This is a genomic window from Staphylococcus pseudoxylosus (genome assembly GCF_003697915.1).
In the GTDB taxonomy this organism is placed as follows: Bacteria; Bacillota; Bacilli; order Staphylococcales; family Staphylococcaceae; genus Staphylococcus; species Staphylococcus pseudoxylosus.
Window position 1 is genome coordinate 1 of sequence record NZ_RCVN01000092.1, and the last position, 243, is coordinate 243.

General features: G+C 35.0%; 1 pseudogene. It reads left to right on the forward strand.

The window, feature by feature from the left end:
- Positions 1 to 243, forward strand: a pseudogene (locus tag D9V42_RS14940) (parM protein); the annotation flags it as partial.

Sequence of the window (243 nt, forward strand, 5' to 3'; positions counted from 1 at the left end):
GTAAAGACTTAGATAAGACAACAAGCACGGGTAAAGATACTGCATCAACTAATAATAGATACATATACCAATCTTTTGAAGATTTAGTTGAATGCTCCATCGGTTTACTTGCAAGGGAATTACCTGAAGAAGAGATAGATGTTGTCATCGCAACAGGTATGCCTAGTAACGAAATAGATTCTAAAAGCCAGGCTCAATTTGAGGAAATATTAAGGAGAAATAGGTCTATAACAATAGATGGTA